We start from the raw sequence: 17,032 nt of genomic DNA on the forward strand, positions 1-17,032 counted from the left end.
ATTGAGTTCCCGGGCGATAAAAGAATGATGCTTGATTTCCGTCGATCCGGCGCTGTCGAGGCGGTCGCCGGTGGCGCAGCCCCTGCCCAACTTTCGGCCAAGCTCGCCAACTCGATCGGCGAGTCTAAGAAGCTAGAAGCCACCTATGCGCCGATACAAGTCACGGCTGTTCGCAGTGCGGATGAGGCGCGTCGGACTGGCAGATCAAAGCTGCGGTGATTAAGCCCTGCCTTCGTCGAGGTAGATCAGCACTAATAGTACAGCCACGACGAGTGCCCAGACGCCTATGTTGTTCGCGGCAAAATCCGGGTTGTACCATAGGCAGAACAGAGGGGCAGCCACGCTACCAAAAATGGCGATACGCTTCACAATCTTGGGCGGATTGTTGCTGACGGCGATTAGTGCGACCACAATTTTCTTCATTCCCAGCCCCTGGGTTTTCCTACTTGGCAAACTATGGTGAAAGCCTATTTGCGCGCACGTTCCGAGAACAAAATTCCGAATTGCCGGCCAGCCGTTCGGAATTTCCCACAAAGGGGAAAAACATTGCATATTGATTTTATTGAGAAAAGTGGCGCGAGTGACGGGGCTCGAACCCGCGACCTCCGGCGTGACAGGCCGGCACTCTAACCAACTGAGCTACACCCGCGCACTTTCTTGCCGAACATTTCGTCCGGCGTGAGCGGTCGTTTAAGGGGTTCGAGGGGGTGTGTCAAGCACAACCGGACAGGAAAAATGCGAATGTGAAAAACTCTTCGCCGAAATCATAAAAGTGTCGCAACCCTCTTGCCAATATCGCTCTAAACGCATAAACGCTCCGTCCATACCCTTTGTTTAGGGCGATTAGCTCAGTTGGTAGAGCGCTTCGTTTACACCGAAGATGTCGGGAGTTCGAGTCTCTCATCGCCCACCATTCCACCCTAAAAATCGGACCGTGGCGATGCCCTTCTATTGCGAAGGCAAGGGCAAAAGGCGATTCAGGCCTTCCTGACTCTCCTGAACGTCAGGATTGCGTGAAAGAACTGCACGATAGTCGGCAATCGCCTTTGCCTTTTGGCCAAGTGCTTCCCAAATGTGGCCGCGCGTATCGAGCGCGGGAAGGTAATCCGCCCGGAGCTCGAGTGAACGTTCTGCATCGGGCAGCGCCTTGCGCGGCCGGCCGAGTTCGACCAGCGCCCAAGCGCGTTCATTGCGGATATCGGCGTTGTCGATTCCATTGGCAATTGCGATGTTAAGGTCGGCTATACACTCTTCATATCTGTTTTGCCCGCATAGCATCGACCCTCGCTGCGCGTTGATGTCCGGATTGCTCGGGTTGAGGCGCAGCGCCTCGGCAAGATCGACGAGAGCCGCAGCAATATCGCCCTGGCGATGATAGGCATTTGCGCGGTCTTGGCGCGCCGTTCCCGATCCCGGATCTCTTGCGACGGCTTCACTAATCTCTGGGTGGTAGACGGCTTGCGAAACGCGCAGTAGGCCATGAAAACTGCCCAGTGCCAGACAAATCAAAGTCGCGCGACAGCAAATCTCAGCCAGAGGCTTATGAAGCAGGCTGACAAGCGGGTCGCGGCTGAGAAACCACGTCGTCCAGAGCATTCCCCCGATGAAGCCTCCAGGGTGGTCGGCACTACTCACCTCACCGGGGATGAGAAAGCTTAAAGCCAGGTTGGGTGCAGCCCACGCGGCGTTGCGTAACAAAAGCGAATATCCGAACGTGTGATGCGCTTTCCATCCGATCACGATCCCAGCGCCAACGAGACCAGAAAGTCCACCGGAGGCACCCAGGAAATACGTTTCGCCGGCAAGAACCGATGCGAGACTGCCTGAAACTCCAGCCAATGTGTACAAAGCGAAGGTCCGCGACCTGCCAAGATCACATTCGACCATCGGCATAATCTGCATGAGCAGCAGGCAATTCACGATCAGGTGCAGCGCATCCGTGTGCAGATAGCTTGACGTAATGAGTGTCCAGAAAAGCGAATCTTCAAGCGGCAACGAGCCGCCCATTCCGAAATCTTTCAGTACGTCCGATAATGGCTTGTCAAAAAATAGCGGTTGGCAGGCCAGGATTCACCACCGGCTACAATCATGCTCATGTAAGCAACAAGGAGATGCGACGCCAGGCATGCTAGCACAACGTCGCGCGCCACGCTCTTTGTCCAGGCTAAGCTGGCGGTCACTCCGCCCTCGCGGACAGCGACGTAAGATTCTGCAGGCATGACGGGCTGTGATGTGAAAGGACAAGTGAATTATGGTAGAGCACTAGCTTCTCACATTCCGGATCGGCCAGATATACGACCTTCGTCGGGGATTGATCGCCTTGTGAGGGTTGAATTCACCCCAGGTGCTTTTGGGCCTTTTCCTGTGACGCCACTCCTGTAACAATCTGACCCAGCGATCTTCCCAAGAAAGCTCAACACCAAAAGGGGTTACAGAAAATGCCAGTCAGCCGCACATTACGACTCACGCTCGCCCTTGCCGGCACGCTATCTCCTGCCCTCGCCCATGCCACGTGGGCATGGGGGAAACGAGCGGCCTCGCACACGGATTTGCCCACCCGATAACCGGGCTCGATCACATCCTTGCCATGGTACTTGTCGGCATCCTCGCCGTGCAGATGGGCGGACGGGCGCTGTGGCTCCTGCCGCTTGCCTTTATTATGATGATGATCGGTGGCGCTGCACTTGGCATTGCCGGCATTAGCCTGCCGTTCGTCGAGGCTGGCATTGCCGCTTCGGTGATCGTGCTCGGTGCCGCCGTCGCCTTTGAAGTCAAACCGCCTGTCGCCGGCGCTGTGGTCCTCGCTGCGCTCTTTGCCATCTTCCATGGCCATGCCCATGGCGCGGAAATGCCAGCTAACGTTGCTGGCTTTGCCTATGGCGCCGGCTTCGTCGCGGCCACAGCCCTTCTTCACCTTGCCGGCATCGTCCTTGGCTTTGGCATCGGCAAGCTTGGCGAGCGCTTCGGTCACAATTTGGCACGGGTCGTCGGCGCTGTTGCCGCCGCAACCGGCGTCGGCATTCTCAGCGGCGCAATCTGAACTGATCTGTGTTCAAACACCGAATCAAAAAGGCCGGGCAATCGCTTGCCCGGCCTTTTGTTTTGGACGTTCGATCAGTGAGCGACCTGCGCCGTCGCTTCGTCTTCGACGGGTGCAGCCGGCACATGGGCGGGTTCCGTCCATTCGATCGGCTCCGGCTGACGGATCAGCGCATGCTTGATCACTTCGTTGGCATGGGAGACCGGGATGATCTCGAGGCCGTTCTTCACATTGTCAGGTATCTCCACCAAGTCCTTGGCGTTGTCCTGCGGGATCAGAACAGTCTTGATGCCACCGCGCAATGCGGCAAGCAGCTTCTCCTTGAGGCCGCCGATCGGCAGGACCCTGCCGCGCAGCGTGATCTCGCCGGTCATGGCGATATCCTTGCGGACCGGAATGCCCGTCAGTATCGACACGATGGCCGTAACCATCGCAATGCCAGCCGACGGTCCATCCTTCGGCGTTGCGCCTTCCGGCACGTGCACGTGGATGTCACGGCGATCGAAGAGCGGCGGCTCGACGCCGAAATCGATAGCACGCGAGCGGACATAGGAAGCCGCTGCTGAAATCGATTCCTTCATCACATCGCGCAGGTTGCCTGTTACCGTCATGCGGCCCTTGCCCGGCATCATGACGCCTTCGATGGTCAGCAATTCGCCGCCCACCTCGGTCCAGGCAAGACCTGTCACAACACCAACCTGGTCCTCGCCGTCGATCTGGCCGAAACGGAACTTCTCGACGCCGAGATATTCGTCGATGTTGCTTTCCGTGACCTTCACCGCCTTCTTCTTGGTCTTCAGAATTTCGGTGACGGCCTTGCGGGCGAGCTTCATCAATTCGCGTTCGAGACTACGCACGCCAGCTTCCCGCGTATAGTTGCGGATGATGGCGCGGATCGCACCCTCGGAAACCGAGAACTCCTTCGGTTGCAACGCATGATCGCGGATGGCCTTCGGCAACAAGTGCCGCTTGGCAATCTCCAGCTTCTCATCTTCCGTGTAGCCGGCGATACGGATGATCTCCATACGGTCCATCAAAGGACCCGGGATGTTCAGCGTATTGGCCGTCGTCACGAACATCACATTCGACAGGTCGTACTCGACTTCGAGATAGTGATCCATGAACGTTGAGTTCTGTTCCGGATCGAGCACCTCAAGTAATGCCGACGAGGGATCGCCACGGAAGTCCTGGCCCATCTTGTCGATCTCGTCGAGCAAGAAGAGCGGGTTGGACTTCTTCGCCTTCTTCATTGACTGGATAACCTTGCCGGGCATCGAGCCAATATACGTACGGCGGTGGCCGCGGATTTCAGCTTCGTCACGTACGCCGCCAAGCGACATGCGGATATATTCACGGCCTGTCGCCTTGGCGATCGAGCGGGCGAGCGAGGTCTTGCCGACGCCGGGAGGACCGACGAGGCACAGGATCGGACCCTTTATCTTCGTCGAGCGCGCCTGCACGGCGAGGTATTCCACGATGCGGTCCTTGACCTTGTCGAGCCCGTAATGCTCGGCATCGAGGATCTCGTCGGCGAGGTTGAGATCGTTCTTGATCTTCGACTTCTTGCCCCACGGGATGGAAAGGAGCCAATCGAGATAGTTACGAACGACCGTCGCCTCAGCGGACATGGGGCTCATCTGCCGCAGCTTCTTCAACTCGGCATTGGCCTTCTCGCGCGCTTCCTTCGAAAGCTTGGTTTTCTTGATCCGGCCTTCCAGTTCGGCAGCCTCGTCACGACCGTCTTCGCCGTCGCCGAGCTCCTTCTGAATCGCCTTCATCTGTTCGTTCAGGTAGTATTCGCGCTGTGTCTTCTCCATCTGGCGCTTCACGCGCGAGCGGATACGCTTCTCCACCTGCAGGACGGAGATTTCCGACTCCATGAACGACATGGCCTTTTCCAGCCGTGCGCGCACGGAAAGAATGGAAAGCATGTCCTGCTTTTCCGGAATCTTGATCGCAAGATGAGAGGCGACCGTATCAGCCAGCTTCGAGTAGTCCTCGATCTGTCCGGCGGCGCCAACAACTTCCGGTGAAATCTTCTTGTTCAGCTTGACGTAGTTCTCGAAGTCCGAGACGACCGAGCGCGCGAGCGCCTCGATTTCAACCGGATCTTCCTCGGGTTCGGCGAGCGTTACAGCGGTGGCTTCGTGATATTCCTCGCGATCGCTGAAACCGCTGATTTCAGCGCGAGCAATACCCTCGACCAACACCTTGACCGTACCATCCGGCAGTTTCAAGAGCTGTAGAACGTTGGCGATGGTGCCAACAGTATAGATTGCGTCCGCCTGCGGATCGTCGTCCGCAGCGTTCTTCTGTGTGGCAAGCAGGATTTGCTTGTCGACGCCCATGACTTCCTCGAGCGCGCGAATGGACTTTTCGCGGCCGACGAAGAGTGGAACGATCATGTGGGGGAAGACAACGATATCGCGCAACGGCAGAACGGCATAAAGCCCGCTCTGGCCACCCGCTGGTGTCTTCTTGCTTGCAACCGTCATTTCATGTCCTTTCTCAGGCCATCTGGCCAGATCGCCACGCCCGTGTACCCATGGGTTGCATGATCATTCCAAAAAGCATCCACCTTCGGGGATCAGGCATTGAGCGGCGTACTACCGGTTGTGCGGCTTACCTCATTACTTGGAGTGGCGGCCTGCTCGTTTCAAGCATCCCGGCTTCAAGCACAGTCACAGAATCGTAATCTATCCTGCTCCTGCAAACATCGGAGCACAATCTTTCGCAAGGCAACAAATCATCTGTAGCGGTGTGATTATCGTGGAAATCGTCCACATTTGCCGACTGTTCTTCACTGCCTTGCGATCAGCACTCTATGGTTAACCAAACCTCACTCAATTCTTAGCGCAATTCAGCCGCCATACAAAACAGAAAAGCTCCGCCGTGCGCGGAGCTTCCTGTTTTCGGCAGCAATACTTCCGCAATCAGGCGGAAACATTGCCCTTCTCTTCTTTGCGTTCGGCATAGATGTAGAGTGGGCGCGAATTGCCCTCCACCACGTCGCCGGAAATGACCACTTCCTGGACGCCGTCCAGCGTCGGCAACTCGTACATCGTATCGAGCAGGATCTTTTCCATGATCGAACGCAGGCCGCGTGCGCCGGTCTTGCGGGCAATTGCCTTCTTGGCAATGGCCTTCAACGCGTCCTCATGGAACGTCAGTTCGACGTTTTCCATGTCGAACAGGCGCTGATACTGCTTGACCAGAGCGTTCTTAGGCTCGGAAAGAATCTGAACCAACGCTACTTCATCAAGGTCTTCGAGGGTTGCTATAACTGGCAAGCGGCCCACAAATTCCGGGATGAGGCCGAATTTCAGGAGGTCCTCCGGCTCAAGTTCGCGGAAGATCGCGCCAACGCGGCGATCGTCCGGAGCCTTCACCGAGGCACTGAAACCGATAGAGGTCTTTTCGCCGCGAGCCGAAATAATCTTGTCGAGACCTGCGAAGGCGCCGCCGCAGATGAACAGGATGTTCGTCGTGTCGACCTGCAGGAATTCCTGCTGCGGGTGCTTGCGACCACCCTGCGGCGGAACGGAGGCAACCGTGCCTTCCATGATCTTCAGCAAGGCCTGCTGCACACCCTCGCCCGACACGTCGCGTGTGATCGAAGGATTGTCCGACTTGCGGCTGATCTTGTCGACCTCGTCGATATAGACGATGCCGCGCTGCGCCCGCTCGACATTATAATCGGCGGATTGAAGCAACTTGAGGATGATATTTTCCACATCCTCACCGACGTAGCCCGCTTCTGTCAGCGTCGTCGCGTCTGCCATGGTGAAGGGCACGTCGATGATGCGCGCTAGCGACTGCGCCAGATAGGTCTTGCCACAACCGGTTGGGCCAACAAGGAGGATGTTGGACTTCGCCAGTTCGACTTCATTGTTTTTCGATGCGTGCGCCAACCGCTTGTAATGGTTGTGCACAGCGACAGAGAGAACACGCTTGGCATGACTCTGACCGATGACGTAGTCATCGAGAACAGCCATGATCTCCTGCGGCGTCGGGACGCCTTCGCGGGATTTCACCATCGAGGATTTGTTCTCCTCGCGGATGATGTCCATGCACAATTCGACGCACTCATCACAGATAAATACAGTCGGGCCCGCAATCAGCTTGCGAACTTCATGCTGGCTCTTTCCGCAAAACGAGCAATAAAGCGTATTCTTGGAATCGCCGCCGCCGTTGCTGACTTTGCTCATTGCAGTTTCCTTTCAGTATCAGCCCCGCTCTCCCGGGACTGTCACTTCCTACCGCTGGAAGTGAATAGTCGTATGCAGATAAGGCTACCTAACTCACACTTAACGTAACGTCTGTTGGCCTCTATGCAAGCCGGTTGTGTGGCAGAAAGTCCGCATCGGTGTCAAAAAATGTTCATTTTCGACCCCGATGCGCGAATTAGCCGGTTACTTTATCTCGCCTTCAAGGAGTTCGCGGGACTCGAGCAACTTGTCGATCAGCCCGAACTCCAGTGATTCCTGGGCCGTCATGAAGTGATCGCGGTCGAGCGTGCGCTCGATCGTCTCGTAGTCACGGCCTGTATGCTTCACGTAGATTTCGTTGAGGCGGCGCTTCAGCTTGATGATGTCCTGGGCATGCCGCTCAATGTCGGAGGCCTGTCCCTGGAAACCGCCCGAGGGCTGGTGCAGCATGATGCGGGCATTGGGCAGGGCGAAACGCATGTCCTTTGCACCGGCGGTCAAAAGGAGCGATCCCATTGAAGCGGCCTGACCAAAGCAGAGCGTTGCCACCGCCGGGCGGATGAACTGCATCGTGTCGTAGATCGCCATGCCGGACGTGACGACACCACCCGGCGAATTGATATACATGTTGATTTCTTTTTTCGGATTTTCCGATTCAAGGAAGAGCAACTGAGCGCAGATCAGGGTTGCCATCCCGTCTTCGATCGGTCCGGTAATGAAAATAATGCGTTCTTTCAGCAGGCGCGAGAAAATATCATAGGCCCGCTCGCCCCGATTGGTCTGTTCGACGACCATGGGCACGAGGTTCATAGCTGTTTCGATTGGATCTCTCATCGGTGGGCCTCAGCGTTTTGAGAATTATGGGGCATGCCCCAGATTCGTGGATTACACTTTCGATACATAGGGCTTCGCAACCCGTTTCCGCAAGATGTTCGCTTGACCATCCCGGGCAAGTCGCTGACCATCGGGTTGCTACCCGGGCCCGAACCCGCATGGAAATGTCGATGATCCTTCCCCCATCCTTTCGTTATGATACCGAACGCCGCCATTTGCACCTCGATCCGTTCGATGGGACCTTCTTTGAGGATCCCTATCCGGCCTATGCGCATCTCCATGCGTCAACCTCGGCCTTCTTTTGGGAAAACTACGGATTTTGGTGCTTCATCGGGTACGATGCTGTCAATCAACTCTTGCGGGACCGACGTTTCGGCCGGGAGAAGCGTCATACCGACGCCGACTCTCAGGGCAGGTCCGGCAACCGCGCGCACCTCAACGATTTCGATCGCGTCGAGAAGTTCTCGATGCTGGAACTTGAGCCGCCGGTTCATACGCGGCTGCGTACACTTGTGAACCGTGCCTTCGTTTCGCGCCAAGTCGAACGCCTGCGGCCGAGAATCGAGGAGCTTGCAAACGACCTGATCGACCGCTACGAGACAAGACGAGACGCCGATCTGATTGCGGAATTCGCTACCCCGATTCCTGTTACGGTTATTGCCGAGATGCTCGGCGTACCAGTCGAAACCGCGCCGCAACTTTTGGACTGGTCGCATCGCATCGTTGCCATGTATATGCACGGCCGCACGCGGCAATCCGAAGAGAGTGCCAATTCAGCAGCGGCAGAGTTCTCCAGCTTTCTGCGCGACTATGCCGGGAGGCGGCGGGCTGAACCAGCCGAGGACCTGTTGAGCCTGCTGCTCGCCGCCGAGGCCGATGGCGCAAAGCTGACGGAAGACGAAGTCGTCACAACGGCGATCCTGCTTCTCAATGCCGGCCATGAGGCAACGGTGCACCAGACCGGCAATGCTGTGAAGACTATCCTCGAATGTGGTCTGGGTACCACAAGCCTCTTTGCCGATACGGAACGTACCGCAAAAACTGTGGAAGAATGCCTAAGATACGACGCCCCGCTGCATATGTTCACGCGGTATGCCTATGAGAACGTTGATCTCGGCGATGGTGTCCGCCTCAAGCCTGGCGATCAGATCGGACTTATGCTTGGCGCGGCCAATCGCGATCCGCGAGCTTTTGCCTTGCCACAGGCATTCCAGCCCGATCGCAAGGACCAGAAAAATCTTTCGTTCGGCGCCGGCATTCACTTTTGCATCGGGGCGCCGTTGGCGCGTCTGGAACTGCAGGTCGCGTTGAGGGTGTTGTTCGATCGTTTGCCCGATCTACGGTTCAGCCAGCCGCCACACTATCGCAACACCTATCACTTTCATGGCCTTGAGCGGCTGGACGTCACGTGGTGATCAGAGCCTGACTACGTATTCCTTGCGCGTGGTCTCAACCACCTCCCAGGTTCCACGAAACCCTGGACGCAATACGAAACTGTCGCCAGCCCTGACGTGATGCTCGCCGCCTCCATCCTCAGCGATAATGGAGTAGCCGGACAGGATGTGGCAAAACTCCCATTCTTCATAGACGATCTGCCATTTTCCGGGCGTTGCCTCCCAGATCCCGGCGTAAAGGTCGCCTTCGGCTTCCTCGGAATTCCAGGTGCGGAACTGCGGATTGCCGGAGACAACCCGCTCGGGCGCGGGCGCACCATGTTCCGGTTCAATGCCGTCGACATCGATTCTTACTAGATTGCTCATGGTTAACCCGCCTTGCTCAACGCCTGTTCCAGGTCGGTAATGATATCTTCAACGGTTTCGATGCCGATGGAGAGGCGGATAACCTCGGGCCCAGCCCCGGCGGCGACCTTCTGTTCGTCGCTGAGTTGGCGATGTGTCGTGGATGCCGGATGGATGACCAGCGATCGCGTATCGCCAATATTGGCAAGGTGCGAGAAGAGCTGCAGTGCTTCAACAAACTTGACGCCGGCGTCATAGCCGCCACGCAGCCCAAATGTGAAAACGGAACCAGCTCCCTTTGGCGCATATTTTTGTTGGAGGGCGTGATACGGGTCTTCCGGTAGCCCCGCATAACTCACCCAAGCGACCTTCTCGTGTCTTTGCAGCCATCGCGCGACCGCGAGTGCGTTTTCTGCGTGGCGCTGCATGCGCAGCGGCAACGTCTCGATGCCGGTGAGGATCTGGAACGCGTTGAACGGCGAAAGCGCTGGACCGAGATCCCGCAGGCCGAGAACGCGGCAGGCGATGGCAAAGGCAAAATTGCCGAAGGTGTCGTGGAGGACGGCACCGTTATATTCCGGGCGCGGCTCCGACAGCAGCGGATAATTGCCGGATTTCGACCAGTCGAACGTACCGCAATCAACAATGATACCGCCCATTGAATTGCCGTGGCCGCCGAGGAACTTGGTGGCTGAATGGACGATAATATCTGCACCGTGCTCAATCGGCCGGATGAGATGGGGTGTTGCGAGCGTATTATCGACAATGAGCGGAAGGCCATGGCGATGAGCGATCTCCGCGACGGCCGCAATATCTGTAATGATCCCGCCCGGATTGGCGATGCTTTCGATAAACACCGCGCGTGTCCGTGCGTCGATCTGGGACTCGAACGACGTCGGGTCATCGCCCTCTGCCCAGCGCACCTGCCAGCCGAACGACTTGAACGATTGGCCGAACTGGTTGATCGAACCGCCATAAAGTTTGTTCGAGGCAACGAAATTGTCCCCCGGCTGCAACAGAGTGTGGAAGACCAGGAGTTGCGCCGCATGACCGGACGCGACGCTGAGCGCCGCTGTTCCGCCTTCGAGCGCCGCAACCCGCTCTTCCAGGACTGCGTTGGTGGGATTGGTGATGCGGGAGTAAATATTGCCGAAGGCCTTCAAGCCGAACAAAGACGCCGCATGATCGGCATCATCGAAGACAAAGGCTGTCGTCTGATAGATCGGCGTTACCCGCGCCCCAGTCGCAGGATCGGGCTTGGCGCCGGCGTGGACCGCAAGTGTTTCTATTCCGGGTGCGCGATGCGCCATGGTGTTCCTCCTGTCGACGGTGGATCGGATCAAACTACGGAAGGGCGACGCTGGCGCCAAGCAAGCCGTTTTGCAAAGGACGACGAACCAATTTCAGGTTCCGATTTGAGATTCTCATGCCATATGCGGCGATATGGGCGAAACCCGCCAAATTCGCTCAGCCTTGGTCCAGACCGAGCAGCGCATATTCGATGGCCGGACAACGATCCATGACCACGGTGAGACCAGCTGCTTCCGCTTTTCGTGCCACCTCCTGATCGCGAACGCCGAGTTGCGTCCAAAAAACTCTTGGGCGTTGCTTTAAGGCCAAAATCTCGTCAATGAGACCAGGAAGGGCAGCAGAATTGCGAAAGACATCGACCATGTCGAATGGCTCTGGAATGTCGGCCAGGCGCGCATAGACGGTCTGGCCATGGAGAATCTTGCCTTTCTGGCCGGGATTGACCGGGATCACTTTATAGCCTTTCGCCAGCAGGAACTGCATCACCGTGTTGCTCGGCCGCGTTTCGTTGGGCGATGCGCCGACGAGCGCAATGGTCTTGACGGAACTCAATATGCGGCGAATGAAACTGTCAGAGTAGTGATTGTGGTCCATGGAGGGTTACTCACCTTTCCAGTCGGGCGAACGCTTTTCGATGAAAGCATTGATACCTTCTTCGGCGTCGCGCGCCAGCATATTCTCGACCATGACCTCGCCCGCGTAATCATAGGCTTCAGTCAGTCCCATTTCGAGTTGCCTGTAGAATGCCTCCTTGCCGATCTTGACCGTCAAGGGTGATTTCATTGCAATTGCTTGCGCATATTTCCTGACAATTTGATTGAGATATTCCTGCGGTACGACACGGTTGACCAAGCCGAACTCGCGCGCCGTGGATGCATCGATAGTTTCACCGGTAAGCAACATCTCCATCGCCTGTTTTCGCGAAACGTTTCGCGACAGGGCCACCATCGGCGTCGAACAAAAGAGACCAATGTTGACGCCGGGGGTGCAGAAAGTTGCTTTGTCGGTGCAGATCGCTAGGTCGCACGAGGCGACAAGTTGACACCCGGCGGCCGTAGCAAGCCCGTCGACAGCCGCTATGACTGGTCTTGGATGGCGGACGATCGCCTGCATTAGTTCGGCGCAGAGGCGCATTGTCCTTTCAAAGAAGGCGCGACCACGATCCTCGCCCTTCCGGTGTGCAGTAAGTTCCTTCAGGTCGTGGCCGGCGGAAAAGAGCCTGAGGCCCGAGCGGAGGATGATGACCCGCACCGCCTTGTCATCGCGTGCAATTCGCAGCTGATCGAGCAGCAACTGCATCATGGCAAGTGATAGCGCATTCGCCGGAGGATTTTGCAAAGTCAGTTGCAGAATTCCATCCGACAGTTCGGACGCGATCACGGGCTCTTCCTTGCGGATGGCGTGAACTTCTCCCATGGGGTTCCTCTTGGATCTATTGGCCGGGGGGCGCCCAAAGCTCGTAGAACGGCTTCAGCGTTCGCAAGTGCCGCTGGACGATAGCAAGATTCTCCGGCATCGGCTTGGCGCTTTCAACCCGCGCCAGACCGGCCTTCAGCCCGCTTATCATGTCAGCCTTTTCCTGATCGTTCAGATTGGACATGGCCGGAATCGCTTCGATTGCCTTCTCGACTTCCAGACGCGGATCCGGATTGGTTGCCCAATGATAGGTCACCATGATGGTGTTGGTGGTATTCATCCAGTCGGCAAAACTGGAGAAGCCATATTTCGCCGCAGTCTGGTCCAAAGCTGCCGTGCGCTGCGCGGCCTCGCCTCGTCCGTCGATCTCTCGCACTTTGGCCGCGACTGGTGCGAACCCGTAGAGAAATCGCGTAACCATGTCTTCCGTCAGCGCAACCGGCCGCTCCGGCAAGCTGAACGGCTCAATCGCCTGCATGGGCGGCGGCGGGGTTTGTGTGGCGAGAACCCCGACATAGACAAGTGCGGCGATGCACGATGCAACAACTAATCCTGGCGGTTTCATGCCCTCATCCTTGTCAAGACGATGCAGTTGCATAGAAATAGCAGCGAAACATGAAAGAAAACAGTCGGGAGGGCTATTGTGGGACCATTGATGGACGTGGAAGCGTTGACATCCTTTCTGGAGCGTGAATTTCCGCAGGTAAATGCCGACGGTATGGCGTTCATCGTGACCGATGCCGGTGCAGGCTTCGCTTCGATGCGGCTTGACCCAAAGGAACGCCACCTTCGTCCCGGCGGCACAGTCTCCGGACCGACCCTGTTTGCACTTGCAGACCTTACGGCCTATGTCGCGATCCTTGCCCAGATCGGCCCGGTTGCCTTGGCGGTAACGACGAACCTCAACATCAATTTCCTGCGCAAGCCGGAGCTCGGCGCCATCGACGCCACGGCTCGACTTCTAAAACTTGGAAAGCGTCTGGCGGTCGTCGAGATTGCCATGACGAGTACCGCCAGTGGCGAACTCGTCGCCCACGCGACATCGACCTATTCGATACCGCCGACCAGTGGTTAAGTCAGCAGTTCTGCGAGCCGAGCCTACGCGCGCTCAGAACGTGACCAGGCCGACGGTTTCGGCCACGTGCAACGTGTCGATGTATTCGACGAGCTCAATTACCTTCCCGTCGCGGAACGTGAAATGATCGACGAATTCGGTCCTGGACGATTGATCGGTAGGAATGAAGCGGACTATGCCCGAACGCACGGCGAAGACAGTTTCGCCGTCGATATAGATCCCGGACGTTTCGAGCTTCGTAAAATCCCAATTGTTCATGAATTCCTGCATTGCGGTCCGCATTGCGTCGTTGCCCGTGACGGTGTGGCCCATTGGCGCCAGCCGTTCAGTACCGGCAATTCGGAAACTACAGTCCGGATGAAGGCATGACATGAGCCCGTCGAGATCGTTGTCGCGGCGCGCCGTGTAAAGGGCCATCACTGCGGTTTCGAGTATATTGCGCTCTGTCATGGAAACCTCCCTTGTCCGGAGGCGAATTCTGCTCCGGAACGCGTCCGGCGGCAATTGCCCGAACGGCTGTAACCACGACAAGAAATGTGTCGCCCCAACGCGACGTCGGTCTATTCACTCCCGCTAAATGATCCAGAATTTCGCCGCTATGACGGACAGGCGGCGCCAGTCTCCACCCACGCGCGGATCAACTCGCCGAATTCTGCCTGCGTGCCCGGCACCGGCTCACGTCCCTCGCCTGGCCGCCAGCCCCAGCCGACCAGATCGTCATGCGCCATATGCTCGGTGATTTGATCGAGCGTCTTGCCGCCGTTGCGCTGCGGATCCTTGATCTGGCTACAGATCTCGCCGAGCGTCTTGCCTTGCCAGGCCATTTCGATGGGTGCGAGGTGCCAATTGCCGTTGCCGGGAATGCTTTTGATCGTATCCGCCTGCGCGACGACCTTGACGTTCTCGGCGCCGTGGCAGGTATTGCACATCATGCCCGGTACGCCCATTCCGGCCTCGCCGCGTGTTACCGGCGGTTGATGGACGTGCATCGACATGGACTGCAATGGGCGGTCCGTCGCCGGATGGCAGTTCACGCAGCGCGGATGCTGGATCACCTTACCTGCTTCCTCGAAGAGCGCTACCGACCGTATTTGTTCGTCGGCGATCGACTGAAACGAAGCCGCTGGTTTCAATGAATTCGCCGGGCTGTCCTGCGCAAGAGAGATGTTTGAGATGGCAAGTGCCGCATTGATGGCAAGGCACGCCGCCACGGTCACGAAGGCGATGTTTCTTTTCATCCGAAAGCCCCCTCAAACCGAGCCGACATTGACGATCGGCAGGCGCCGAACAGGACCATGGTTCAATCGCCGCCACGCATTGGCAATTGCCGGCCCGACGGGTGGCACGCCAGGTTCGCCAACACCCGAGGGTTTTTCGCTTGACGGAATGATCGCAACTTCCACCGCCGGCATTTCATTGATCCGCAAGGATCGGTAGTCGTGGAAGTTGGATTGCACGATCTTGCCACCCTGACCGAGGGTAATTGCATCGAAAAGAATGGCGCCAACGCCATAGCCGATGCCGCCTTCCATCTGCGCCTTGATGACATTGGGATTGATCGCCACGCCGCAGTCGACGGCACACCAGACCTTATGCACCCGCGGAGCGCCGTCATCGCCAGTCGATACCTCGACGATCTGCGCCACGTAAGTGCCGAAGCTCTTGACCACCGCAACGCCGCGCTGACGGCCTTCGGGAACGGCTGAACCCCAGTCGGCCATCTCGGCAACCTTCTTCAAGGTTCCCATATGACGGGGCTCCTTGGTCAAAAGCGCAAGACGTCCCTCAACCGGGTCCTTGCCAACTTTCTCGAGAAGTTCGTCCATGAAGGTTTCGACGGCAAATCCCGTATGGGTATGGCCGACCGATCGCCACCAGAGCGGCGGTACCGCCAGCGAAACATTGTGCGAAATAACGCGCAGGTTCGGTATGACGTAGGGAAGGTTCGCGGCCCCCTCCACGGAGGTCTCGTCGAGATCCGCCTTGGCGAGGATGGATTGGCCGACGATCGTCTGATCCCAGCCGACGATGTTGCCGTCGGCATCGATCGCCCCGCGCATCTTGTGCATGTACATGGGCCGGTAGAAGCCGCCGCGTATGTCGTCTTCCCGCGTCCACATGTGTTTCATCGGGCGCCCACCGTCAGTCGCGGCGAAAACCGCCGCCGCCTCGGCGATATAGGGCGAGCCAAATTGCGCCTTACGACCGAAACTGCCACCGGCCAACTGCGTATTTACCCGCACCTTGTCCGGGTCAAGTCCCAGCACCGTCGCCGCTACCTTCTTGTCCATGCCGGGAAATTGAGCGCCGTTATAGACGTCCACCGATCCATCTGCAGCTTTGATGAAGACCGCATCGAGCGGCTCCATCGGCGCATGTGCAAGGAATGGAAAAGCGATCTCCGCTTCCAGGCTTTGCACGCCTTTGGCACTGAACGCTTTCTCCACATCGCCGGTGTTGGCGGCATCATGTCCCTTCGTGCCGAACATCTTGGCGAAATCGGCCGTAAGCTCGTCAGTTGACCGGGTTTCCGCCTTGGAGAGATCCCATTCAATGGCCAAGGCTTCGCGGCCCTTCAACGCGGCAAAGGTATTGTCGGCATAGACCGCCACCCCCTGGGGGATCGTCTTGACATCGACAACCCCGGCGATCTTGCGTGCTGCCCCATCGTCGACGGACTTCACGGCCGCGCCGAAATGCTCCGGATGAGCGACGACGGCGTAAAGCGTATTGTCAGCCGTGATATCGAGCGTGAACACGGCTGTGCCATTGGTCTTGCTTACCGTATCGAGCTTAGGCAGCTCCTGGCCGATGAGGACGAAATCCTTGGGATCCTTCAGTTTAGGTTCTGGAGGTGGCGTCTGGGTCGCCGCCTTGTCCGCAAGCGCTCCGAAGCCGCTTTCCTTGCTGGAGCCCGCATGTCTGATCCGGCCCTTCTCGACCGTGATTTCGCTTGCGGGAACGCCCCATTCGGCGGCGGCTGCGGCGACCAGCATGGCGCGGGCTGTCGCACCTGCCTTACGCAATTGATCATAGGAGTTGGCGATTGAGGTCGATCCACCCGTACCCTGCAAGCCGAATGCCAGATTGGCGTAGACCTTGTCATCGGCGGGTGCGTGAACGGCTCGCATCTGGCTCCAATCCGCATCAAGCTCCTCGGCAACAATCGTCGAAAGACCGGTGAAGGGTCCCTGGCCGAACTCGATATGCTTGGACAGGACCGTAACCGTGTCGTCGGTACCGATTTTTATGAATGCGTTGATCTGGGAAAGGCTTTTGTCGCCGCCGGCTTGAATCCCTTCCAGGGCTGAGGCCGTGAAGACTTTCGGCAGGAGCGTGAATCCGATTACCAGCCCGGCACCAGCAAGGAATGATCGGCGTGTCGATGTAATGGCGTTGAAGGTCATGG

At 57.6% G+C, this 17,032-nt stretch carries 16 protein-coding genes, 2 tRNA genes and 1 pseudogene; 5 read left to right on the forward strand and 14 right to left on the reverse strand.

The annotated features are described in order from the left end of the window. The coding region (locus tag AAAB35_RS21420) for a hypothetical protein (RefSeq protein WP_340670295.1) at positions 1–219 on the forward strand (219 nt) is incomplete at its 5' end. Here AAAB35_RS21420 and AAAB35_RS21425 read toward each other — a convergent pair. Together AAAB35_RS21425 and AAAB35_RS21430 are read right to left on the reverse strand one after the other, a co-directional pair. Continuing rightward, the gene (locus AAAB35_RS21425) at positions 220–423 is read right to left on the reverse strand and encodes a hypothetical protein (RefSeq protein ID WP_340670296.1); all 204 of its coding nucleotides are present in this window, start codon (positions 421–423) and stop codon (positions 220–222) included. It abuts the gene before it with no gap. 149 nt (positions 424–572) lie between these two features. Then, positions 573–649, reverse strand: a tRNA-Asp gene (locus tag AAAB35_RS21430). Positions 650–837: 188 nt separating this feature from the next. Between AAAB35_RS21430 and AAAB35_RS21435 the strand changes: the two genes are divergently transcribed. Further along, positions 838–913 (forward strand) — tRNA-Val (locus AAAB35_RS21435). 35 nt (positions 914–948) lie between these two features. On the opposite strand, the gene AAAB35_RS21440 is transcribed toward AAAB35_RS21435, so the two are convergent. Next, positions 949–2,007, reverse strand: coding sequence for a rhomboid family intramembrane serine protease (locus AAAB35_RS21440; RefSeq protein ID WP_340670297.1), 1,059 nt, complete (start codon positions 2,005–2,007; stop codon positions 949–951). Positions 2,008–2,438: 431 nt separating this feature from the next. Between AAAB35_RS21440 and AAAB35_RS21445 the strand changes: the two are divergent. Further along, positions 2,439–3,040 (forward strand): annotated as a pseudogene (locus tag AAAB35_RS21445) (HupE/UreJ family protein). A gap of 74 nt (positions 3,041–3,114) precedes the next feature. Here the strand turns inward: AAAB35_RS21445 and lon are convergent. From lon to AAAB35_RS21460, 3 genes are all read right to left on the reverse strand, one after another. Next, positions 3,115–5,535, reverse strand: a complete 2,421-nt coding sequence (gene lon, locus AAAB35_RS21450; RefSeq protein ID WP_340670298.1) for an endopeptidase La — start codon at positions 5,533–5,535, stop codon at positions 3,115–3,117. A gap of 438 nt (positions 5,536–5,973) precedes the next feature. Then, a complete protein-coding gene (clpX, locus tag AAAB35_RS21455; RefSeq protein ID WP_027232449.1) occupies positions 5,974–7,248 on the reverse strand; it encodes an ATP-dependent Clp protease ATP-binding subunit ClpX in 1,275 nt (424 codons plus the stop codon). 204 nt (positions 7,249–7,452) lie between these two features. Then, positions 7,453–8,082 (reverse strand): ATP-dependent Clp protease proteolytic subunit, encoded by a 630-nt coding sequence (locus tag AAAB35_RS21460; RefSeq protein WP_340670299.1) that lies wholly within the window; start codon positions 8,080–8,082, stop codon positions 7,453–7,455. Between the two features lie 164 nt (positions 8,083–8,246). On the opposite strand from AAAB35_RS21460, the gene AAAB35_RS21465 reads away from it, so the two are divergent. Continuing rightward, positions 8,247–9,497: a cytochrome P450 gene (locus AAAB35_RS21465; RefSeq protein WP_340670355.1), complete on the forward strand. Its 1,251-nt coding sequence runs from the start codon at positions 8,247–8,249 to the stop codon at positions 9,495–9,497. Here AAAB35_RS21465 and AAAB35_RS21470 read toward each other — a convergent pair whose 3' ends face one another. From AAAB35_RS21470 to AAAB35_RS21490, 5 genes are all read right to left on the reverse strand, one after another. Continuing rightward, complete coding sequence (locus AAAB35_RS21470) at positions 9,498–9,842, reverse strand: cupin domain-containing protein (RefSeq protein ID WP_340670300.1); 345 nt, start codon at positions 9,840–9,842, stop codon at positions 9,498–9,500. Between the two features lie 2 nt (positions 9,843–9,844). Next, positions 9,845–11,131: an O-acetylhomoserine aminocarboxypropyltransferase gene (locus AAAB35_RS21475; RefSeq protein WP_340670301.1), complete on the reverse strand. Its 1,287-nt coding sequence runs from the start codon at positions 11,129–11,131 to the stop codon at positions 9,845–9,847. A 157-nt stretch (positions 11,132–11,288) separates the two neighbouring features. Then, positions 11,289–11,726, reverse strand: a complete 438-nt coding sequence (locus tag AAAB35_RS21480) for a CoA-binding protein (RefSeq protein ID WP_340670302.1) — start codon at positions 11,724–11,726, stop codon at positions 11,289–11,291. A 6-nt stretch (positions 11,727–11,732) separates the two neighbouring features. Then, on the reverse strand, positions 11,733–12,548 hold the full coding sequence (locus AAAB35_RS21485; RefSeq protein ID WP_340670304.1) for an enoyl-CoA hydratase: 816 nt from the start codon (positions 12,546–12,548) through the stop codon (positions 11,733–11,735). Between the two features lie 16 nt (positions 12,549–12,564). Beyond that, positions 12,565–13,113, reverse strand: a complete 549-nt coding sequence (locus tag AAAB35_RS21490; protein ID WP_340670305.1) for a hypothetical protein — start codon at positions 13,111–13,113, stop codon at positions 12,565–12,567. A 90-nt stretch (positions 13,114–13,203) separates the two neighbouring features. Between AAAB35_RS21490 and AAAB35_RS21495 the strand changes: the two genes are divergently transcribed. Continuing rightward, positions 13,204–13,623 (forward strand): PaaI family thioesterase, encoded by a 420-nt coding sequence (locus tag AAAB35_RS21495; protein ID WP_340670356.1) that lies wholly within the window; start codon positions 13,204–13,206, stop codon positions 13,621–13,623. Positions 13,624–13,656: 33 nt separating this feature from the next. On the opposite strand, the gene AAAB35_RS21500 is transcribed toward AAAB35_RS21495, so the two are convergent. From AAAB35_RS21500 to AAAB35_RS21510, 3 genes are all read right to left on the reverse strand, one after another. Further along, complete coding sequence (locus AAAB35_RS21500; protein ID WP_340670306.1) at positions 13,657–14,073, reverse strand: nuclear transport factor 2 family protein; 417 nt, start codon at positions 14,071–14,073, stop codon at positions 13,657–13,659. A gap of 146 nt (positions 14,074–14,219) precedes the next feature. Continuing rightward, the gene (locus AAAB35_RS21505) at positions 14,220–14,861 is read right to left on the reverse strand and encodes an Isoquinoline 1-oxidoreductase subunit (RefSeq protein WP_340670307.1); all 642 of its coding nucleotides are present in this window, start codon (positions 14,859–14,861) and stop codon (positions 14,220–14,222) included. A gap of 12 nt (positions 14,862–14,873) precedes the next feature. Then, complete coding sequence (locus tag AAAB35_RS21510; RefSeq protein ID WP_340670308.1) at positions 14,874–17,030, reverse strand: xanthine dehydrogenase family protein molybdopterin-binding subunit; 2,157 nt, start codon at positions 17,028–17,030, stop codon at positions 14,874–14,876. Between the last annotated feature and the right edge of the window lie 2 nt (positions 17,031–17,032).

The sequence above is a fragment of the Phyllobacterium sp. genome, assembly GCF_037994425.1.
Classification (GTDB): domain Bacteria; phylum Pseudomonadota; class Alphaproteobacteria; order Rhizobiales; family Rhizobiaceae; genus Phyllobacterium.